Source organism: Telluria sp. ZT3P26, assembly GCF_059686035.1.
This window is the reverse complement of the sequence record NZ_JCASII010000005.1, coordinates 487,627-494,988: the sequence shown is the minus strand read 5'-3', so window position 1 is coordinate 494,988 and position 7,362 is coordinate 487,627. Positions and strand designations below refer to the sequence as shown.

Here is a 7,362-nt window from a genome sequence, read left to right as displayed (position 1 = left end):
GAATTCGCTGGTGTGAATAGTTCGCTTGGGCGAGGGTTTTGTTGTTTCATCCATGGTGACTATTGTCTCCTATTATGAATGTCCACGAAACCCGGGGTACCTCAGAGTCGAATTGTTTGACAACTTTCGAAGTTGCTCGTTAATTCGACTCTGACCCTCATTGCCCCAAAGAAACGTTTCCGTGCAATTCGTGATCAGCTGGAAGGACGCCTCGGCATGTCACAAAGTTGTCAAACAATTCGACTCTGACCCCAATTGGAAGGCAATTGCTTTTGGGATCGGAGGGTTACGCCGGCAGGGATGTGTTTGGGAGCGTGGCGGCGAAGGTGCTGCCTTTGCCGGGTTGGGAGGTGATCGTCAGCTTGCCGCCGTGGCGCAGCAGCACGTGCTTGACGATGGCCAGGCCCAGGCCGGTGCCCTGCGTTTCGCGCGATCGGCTTTTGTCGACGCGGTAGAAGCGCTCGGTCAGGCGCGGGATGTGTTCCGGGTCGATGCCGATGCCGCAATCGGTCACGGCAAATGACAGCGCATCCGGGCCGCGTGTCCAGGCCAGGCGGATCGTGCCGCCGTTGGGCGAGTAGCGCACCGCGTTCGATGCCAGGTTGGCGAAGGCGCTGCGCAGTTCTTCCATGCTGCCCATCACGTCCGGGCCGTCCACGGCCACCTCGATCGTGTGCCGGCCGCCCGACAGCGCGCGCGCTTCGGCGGCGATGGATTCGACCAGAATCTTGATGTCCACCCGCTCGCGCTTGAGCGGGAATTCGTCCGACTCCAGCCGCGACAGGGTCAGCATGTCCTGGATCAGCCGCTGCATGCGCTGAGCCTGCTCCGTCATCAAGGTCAGGTGCGCCGTGCGCGTGGTCACGTCGAGGCCCGGATCGGCCATCGCGATTTCGAGGAAGCCGACGATCACCGTCAGTGGCGTGCGCAGTTCGTGTGACGCGTTGGCGATGAAGTCGCGCCGCATCGCCTCGATGCGCTCGGTATCGGTCGCGTCGTGAGTCACCAGAATCTGGCGCCGGTTCTCGAACGGGATGATGCGGCATTCGATCTTGCGGCCGCGGAAGGCCAGCGTCAGCGGCTGCTCGTAGCGGCCCAGGATGATGTAGTCGATAAAATCAGGATGGCGTACCAGATTGGTCACGCGCAGACCCTTGTCGCGCTCCATCGTCAGGCCCAGATGGCGCTCGAGCGCCGGATTGCACCACTCCAGGAACAGCACGTCGTCCATGATCGCGACACCTTCCGGCAGCAGGTGCATCGCCTGGCGGAAGCGGGCCAGCCACTCGGTGAGTTCGGCCTGGTGCTTCTTGTCGTCACGGCGCAGGTGGTACAGGCGCGCGAACGCTTCCGTCCAGGCGCCCCAGCCGTCGGGCAGACGTGTCTCTTGCGGATGCTCGAGCCATTCGCCGAGCTTTTGCAGATAGGACAGCTGCACGATGATGGCCGTGACAGCAGCGGCCAGCGCCAGCGACAGTCCGGCCACCGGCCCGGACCACCACCAGACCAGGCCAGCGCAGGCAAACAACAGCCCCAGGCGCAACAGCGCCGGGACCCAGAACAGCAACTTGGGATTCATCGCGTCCTTCGACACAGACTATTTTTCGGACAGCATGTAGCCGACGCTGCGCACCGTCCGGATCAGGCCATCGGCCGATTTCAGCGCCTTGCGCAGCCGCAGCACATGCACGTCGACCGTGCGCTCTTCGATCACAGCATGGTCGCCCCACACCTTGTCGAGCAACTGGGCGCGCGAAAAAACGCGCTCGCGGTGCGCCAGCAGATACTTGAGCAGCTTGTATTCGGCATTGCCGATGTCGATCTGCTGGTTCTCGACCGTCACGGTGCAGCTGTTCGGATCGAGCGTCACGCTGCCGGCGCGCAGTGGCGCTTCGGCCAGGTGCGGGCTCTTGCGACGCAGCAGTGCACGTGAACGGGCCAGCAGCTCGCGCGGCGAAAACGGCTTGGTGATGTAGTCGTCGGCGCCACTGTTCAGGCCCGCCAGCTTGTCTTCTTCCATGCTCTTGGCCGTCAGCATGATCACCGGCAGCTCCTGGAAGTCGCGGTCGGCGCGCAGGCGCGACAGCAACCGCAGGCCGCTCTGGTCGGGCAGCATCCAGTCCAGCAGCAGCAGGTCGGGCTTGCCCCGGCTGATGCTGTCCCAGGCCCCGGCCGCCGTATCGGCCGTGCGGATTTCCCAGCCTGCTTCGCGCAGCGAATAGGTCACCAGTTCGACGATCGCCGGCTCATCCTCGACCACGAGGACGGAGGTGGTGTCAGCCATGCTCAAAGTACCGGCGGCTCGCCGAGCGTCGGCTTGCTGTGGCGGATGTCGCGGCCTTCGACCACGTAGATCACGTATTCGGCGATGTTCTTGGCATGGTCGCCGATGCGCTCGATGGCCTTGGCCACCCACAGCGTGTCGAGCGCCGACGAAATCGTGCGCGGGTCTTCCATCATGAACGTGACCATCGTGCGCAGGATGACGCGGAATTCATGGTCGACCACTTCGTCGCCCGCGATGATCTGCAGGGCCTGCTTGCCGTCCAGGCGCGCGAACGCGTCGAGCGAATCGTGCAGCAGTTCGGACGTCGCCTTGGCGATCGTGCGGATCATGTCGAAATGGGCAAAGCCGGTCGCGCCCCGCTCGTGCAGGCTCTTTGCCGTGCGTGCAACCTTGGTCGCTTCGTCGCCGATGCGCTCGAGGTCGGTGATCACCTTGATGGTGGCCATCACGGTGCGCAGGTCGTTCGCGGTCGGCTGGCGTTTCACGATCAGGTGGCTGCAGGCGTCGTCCAGCGCGACTTCAAGCTGGTTGACGGCCTGGTCTTCGGCCATCACGCGCTCGGCGCGCGCGATGTCGCCGATGCGGAAGCATTCCAGCGCTTCTTCGAACTGGGTTTCCACCATGCCGCCCATCAGCAAGACCTGGGAACGGATCCCTTCGAGTTCCTGGTCGTACTGCTTGGATGAATGCTCGCCTGTCATACAAACTCTCCGTCAATATTCTTGTGAAGCCGTCCGCGAAGGAACGGCCGAAAAAAGGTCAGCCTGCTCGATCAGCCGAAGCGGCCGGTAATGTAGTCTTGCGTTTCCTTGCGCGCCGGATTCATGAAGATCTGGTCGGTCTCGCCGAATTCGACCAACTCGCCCAAGTACATGTAGGCGGTGTAGTCGGAGCAGCGCGCAGCCTGCTGCATATTGTGGGTCACGATGGTGATCGTGTAATCCTGCTTCAGTTCGCTGATCAGTTCTTCGATCTTGGCGGTCGAGATCGGGTCCAGCGCCGAGGTCGGTTCATCGAGCAGCAGGACGTCGGGCTTGACTGCCACGCCGCGCGCGATGCACAGGCGCTGCTGCTGGCCACCGGACAGCGACAGGCCACTTTTCGACAGCTTGTCCTTCGCCTCTTCCCACAGCGCCGCCTTTTTCAGGGCCCACTCGACGCGCTCGTCCATCTCGCCTTTCGACAGGTTTTCGTACAGGCGCACGCCGAAGGCGATGTTGTCATAGATCGACATCGGGAACGGGGTCGGCTTCTGGAACACCATGCCAACCTTGGCGCGCAGCATGTTCACGTCGACGCCCGCGTCGAGGATATTGCCACCGCGGTACATGATCTTGCCTTCGGCGCGCTGGCCCGGGTACAGGTCGTACATCCGGTTCAGGGTGCGCAGCAGCGTCGACTTGCCGCAGCCCGACGGGCCGATGAAGGCCGTCACCTGCTTGGCGTGGATGTCGAGGCTGACATTCTTCAGACTCTGCGTTTTACCGTAAAAGAAGTTCAGGCCTTCGATTTCGATCGTCTTGGCTTTGGCCGCAGCCGGGGTCGGAGTCGTATTGAGCATGGCTTGGTTCATCACTTTATCGTTTATCAGAGTGAATTAATTCGGGGTTTTTTGGCTGAACAGCGTACGCGACAGGATGTTCAGCAGCAACACGGTCGTGGTCACCAGCAATGCACCGGCCCAGGCCAGCGAGCGCCAGTCGTCGTACGGGCTCATGGCGTAGGTGTAGATCACCACCGGCAGGTTCGCCAGCGGCGCATTCATGTCATGGCTGTAGAACTGGTTGTTCAGCGCGGTGAACAGCAGCGGCGCGGTTTCACCCGTGACGCGGGCCACGGCCAGCAGCACGCCGGTGACGACGCCAGCCTTCACGGCGCGCAGGCGCACGGTCAGGGCCACTTTCCAGTGCGGCGCGCCCAGTGCGTAGGCCGCTTCGAGCAGGCTGGCCGGTACCAGGCGCAGCATGTTGTCGGTGGTGCGCACCACGACCGGGATGGCGATCAGCGACAGCGCGATCGTGCCGGCGTAACCCGAGAAGTGCTGGACCTTGGCGACATAGATGGCATACACGAACAGGCCGATCACGATCGACGGGGCCGACAGCATGATGTCGGTCACGAAGCGCGTGACTTGCGCGAACTTGTTGTTCTCGCCGTATTCGGCCAGATAGATACCGGCCAGGATGCCCACCGGCGTGCTGATGAGCGTCGACAGGCCGACCATCATCACACTGCCCAGGATCGCATTGCGCAGGCCGCCACCGGGCGTGCCCGGGGCCGGCGTGTCCGCCGTGAACAGCGTTGCCGACAGGCCGCCCAGGCCGTTGTACAGCAGCGTGAACAGGATCCAGGCCAGGAAGGCCAGGCCGATGCCCATCGCGCACACCGACAGCGTGATGCCGATGCGGTGCGCCAGCAGGCGACGGCGATACACCGGGTTCTTGGTAGCAGTGTTCATCTTATTTCGTACCTTCGTTACGGGACATACCGAGCAGCATGATCTTGGCCGCCGACAGCACGATGAACGTGATGCCAAACAGGATCAGTGCCAGCGCAAACAGCGACGACGAATGCAGCGTGCTGGCCGCTTCGGCAAATTCGTTGGCGAGCGTCGACGAAATCGAGTTACCCGGCGAGAACAGCGATGCCGACAGCGAGTGCGCATTGCCAATCACGAACGTCACGGCCATCGTCTCGCCCAGCGCGCGGCCCAGGCCCAGCATGACGCCGCCCACCACGCCGTTGCGGGTATAAGGCAGCACGACCTTGCGCACCACTTCCCAGCGTGTGCAGCCCAGGCCGTATGCCGATTCCTTCAGCACGGTCGGCACGATCTCGAACACGTCGCGCATCACCGAGGCGATGAACGGGATGATCATGATCGCCAGGATCAGGCCGGCGGTCATGATGCCGATGCCCATCGTCGGGCCCTGGAAGATGACGCCGATCACCGGCAACTGGCCGATGGTTTCCTTCAGCAGCGGCTGGACGTGGTCGGCGAACATCGGCGCGAACACGAACAGGCCCCACATGCCGTAGATGATCGACGGCACGCCGGCGAGCAGCTCGACGGCGGTGCCCAGCGGGCGACGCAGCCAGGCCGGGCAGATTTCGGTCAGGAACAGCGCGATGCCGAAGCTGATCGGGAAGGCAACGGCCAGCGCGATGATCGAGGTGGCCAGCGTGCCCCAGATCGCGATCATGGCGCCGAACTCGTCGTTCACCGGATCCCACTCGACGCGGGTGATGAAGCCCGGGCCGAACTGCGAGAACGCCGGCGCGGCGCCAATCGCCAGCGAGATGATGATCCCGATCAGCACCGCCAGGACCGTAGCAGCGAACAGCAGCGTGATTTTGTGGAAGAAGAAGTCCTGGATGCGCTGGTTGCGCATCGTCGTGCGCAGTGCAGCGTAACGGCGGGCGTCTTCGGCTGCTGCCTGATCAGGCAGGTCCTGCACGGACAAGGATGGGTGGGCGCTCATATGTGTGGAAGACTCGCTATAAGACTCGTAATCAATATCGTTTTGTCAATATTGCTGGCATGCAGAAGGACCGGTCGGGCCGGTCCTTCGATGATGAAAATTAGAGGATTACCAGAGCGCCTTGCCGGTGGTGTCTTTCAGATTGGCGCGCCAGGCGTCCTGCACCAGCTTGATGACTGGTGCAGGCATTGGCACGTAATCGAGTTCGGCGGCCGATGCGGTGCCGTTCTTGTACGACCAGTCGAAGAACTTCAGCACTTCCTTGCCCTTGGCCGCGTCCTGGGCCTTGTGCACGAGGATGTACGATGCGCCCGTGACTGGCCAGCTGTCCTTGCCCGGCTGGTTGGTCAGGATGACCGCGAAGCCCGGGGTACCGGCCCAGTTGGCGCCAGCAGCGGCCGCCTTGAAGGCGTCGTCGCTTGGCTGTAGGAACACGCCATCCTTGTTCTGGAGCTGGGTGTGCGACATCTTGTTCTTCTTGGCGTAGGCCCACTCGACGTAGCCGATGCCGCCCTTGATGCGCTGCACGTTGGCGGCGACGCCTTCATTGCCCTTGCCGCCCACGCCCACTGCCCACTTGACGGTGGTGCCGGCGCCGACCTTGGTCTTCCATTCCGGGCTCGACTTCGACAGGAAATCGGTCCACAGGAACGAGGTGCCCGAGCTGTCAGCGCGGCGCACGACGGTGATGTCGGCGTCCGGCAGTTTGACGCCCGGGTTCAGCGCGGCGATCTGCGGCGCATTCCACTTGACGATCTTGCCCATGTAGATGTCGGCGATGACGGCGCCGCTCAGCTTCATCTGGCCCGGGGCGATGCCCGCCAGGTTGACGATCGGCACGACGCCGCCCATCACGGCCGGGAACTGGAACAGACCGGCGGCGTTAAGTTCAGCAGCTGCCAGCGGCATGTCGGACGCGCCGAAGTCGACGGTCTTCGCCTTGATCTGCTTGATGCCGGCGCCGGAACCGACCGACTGGTAATTCAGGCCATTGCCCGATGCTGCCTTGTACAGCTCGGCCCATTTGGCATAAATAGGATAAGGGAACGTCGCGCCTGCGCCGGTGATGTTGGCGGCCTGGGCGGTTGCGGTGAATGCCGAAGCGGCAACAGCGATCGAAACGAAGAGATGCTTCATGCGCATATCTGATCCTCTTGAAATAGAACGACGGGACGATCCCGCTGACGATGAAGCGCAGTCTAGCGGGCGAATATGACAAGTTCATGACATATTCTGAAATGTGACATGAACATGACACGGCCGCAAGCATGGCATTGCGCGGGCGGGCACGGCGCGCGGCAGGCCGGCGGCCGCCATCTTCCCCCTGCGCCGGCCTTGTAAATACGGCGCCAGCTGCTAATCTGAAGGTGTCGTCACCACATGGAGGAGATGCCCGAAGGCGTTGATGAGTGTATGTTGGACATGATGGTCATGGGGATCCTGGGCGGGCTGGCTGCGCTGGTCGCGTTCGAGATCTTCCAGGAAATACGTGGCAGTTCCAGGCACCTTGAAGACCGCTATCACGAATAGCGACAAACCCGCTCTGCGGGTCAGCAGCAAGCGGCGAGGCCCAACGGCGCTCGCCGCTTGTCA

Annotated in this window: 7 protein-coding genes; all 7 read right to left on the bottom strand. The window is 62.6% G+C overall.

Translation table 11 applies throughout. The annotated features are described in order from the left end of the window. Positions 1-286: 286 nt before the first annotated feature. Positions 287-1,579, bottom strand: coding sequence for a phosphate regulon sensor histidine kinase PhoR (gene phoR, locus AC56LN_RS18720; RefSeq protein ID WP_499573955.1), 1,293 nt, complete (start codon positions 1,577-1,579; stop codon positions 287-289). An 18-nt stretch (positions 1,580-1,597) separates the two neighbouring features. Then, positions 1,598-2,284 (bottom strand): response regulator, encoded by a 687-nt coding sequence (locus AC56LN_RS18715; protein ID WP_183551095.1) that lies wholly within the window; start codon positions 2,282-2,284, stop codon positions 1,598-1,600. Between the two features lie 2 nt (positions 2,285-2,286). Beyond that, positions 2,287-2,988, bottom strand: a complete 702-nt coding sequence (gene phoU / locus AC56LN_RS18710; RefSeq protein WP_183551093.1) for a phosphate signaling complex protein PhoU — start codon at positions 2,986-2,988, stop codon at positions 2,287-2,289. Between the two features lie 71 nt (positions 2,989-3,059). After that, complete coding sequence (gene pstB / locus AC56LN_RS18705; RefSeq protein WP_343027699.1) at positions 3,060-3,848, bottom strand: phosphate ABC transporter ATP-binding protein PstB; 789 nt, start codon at positions 3,846-3,848, stop codon at positions 3,060-3,062. Between the two features lie 36 nt (positions 3,849-3,884). Then, positions 3,885-4,745: a phosphate ABC transporter permease PstA gene (gene pstA / locus AC56LN_RS18700; RefSeq protein ID WP_499573953.1), complete on the bottom strand. Its 861-nt coding sequence runs from the start codon at positions 4,743-4,745 to the stop codon at positions 3,885-3,887. A gap of 1 nt (position 4,746) precedes the next feature. Next, positions 4,747-5,769, bottom strand: a complete 1,023-nt coding sequence (gene pstC / locus AC56LN_RS18695) for a phosphate ABC transporter permease subunit PstC (RefSeq protein WP_482898327.1) — start codon at positions 5,767-5,769, stop codon at positions 4,747-4,749. A gap of 108 nt (positions 5,770-5,877) precedes the next feature. After that, positions 5,878-6,912, bottom strand: a complete 1,035-nt coding sequence (gene pstS / locus AC56LN_RS18690; protein WP_499573951.1) for a phosphate ABC transporter substrate-binding protein PstS — start codon at positions 6,910-6,912, stop codon at positions 5,878-5,880. Positions 6,913-7,362 lie beyond the last annotated feature (450 nt).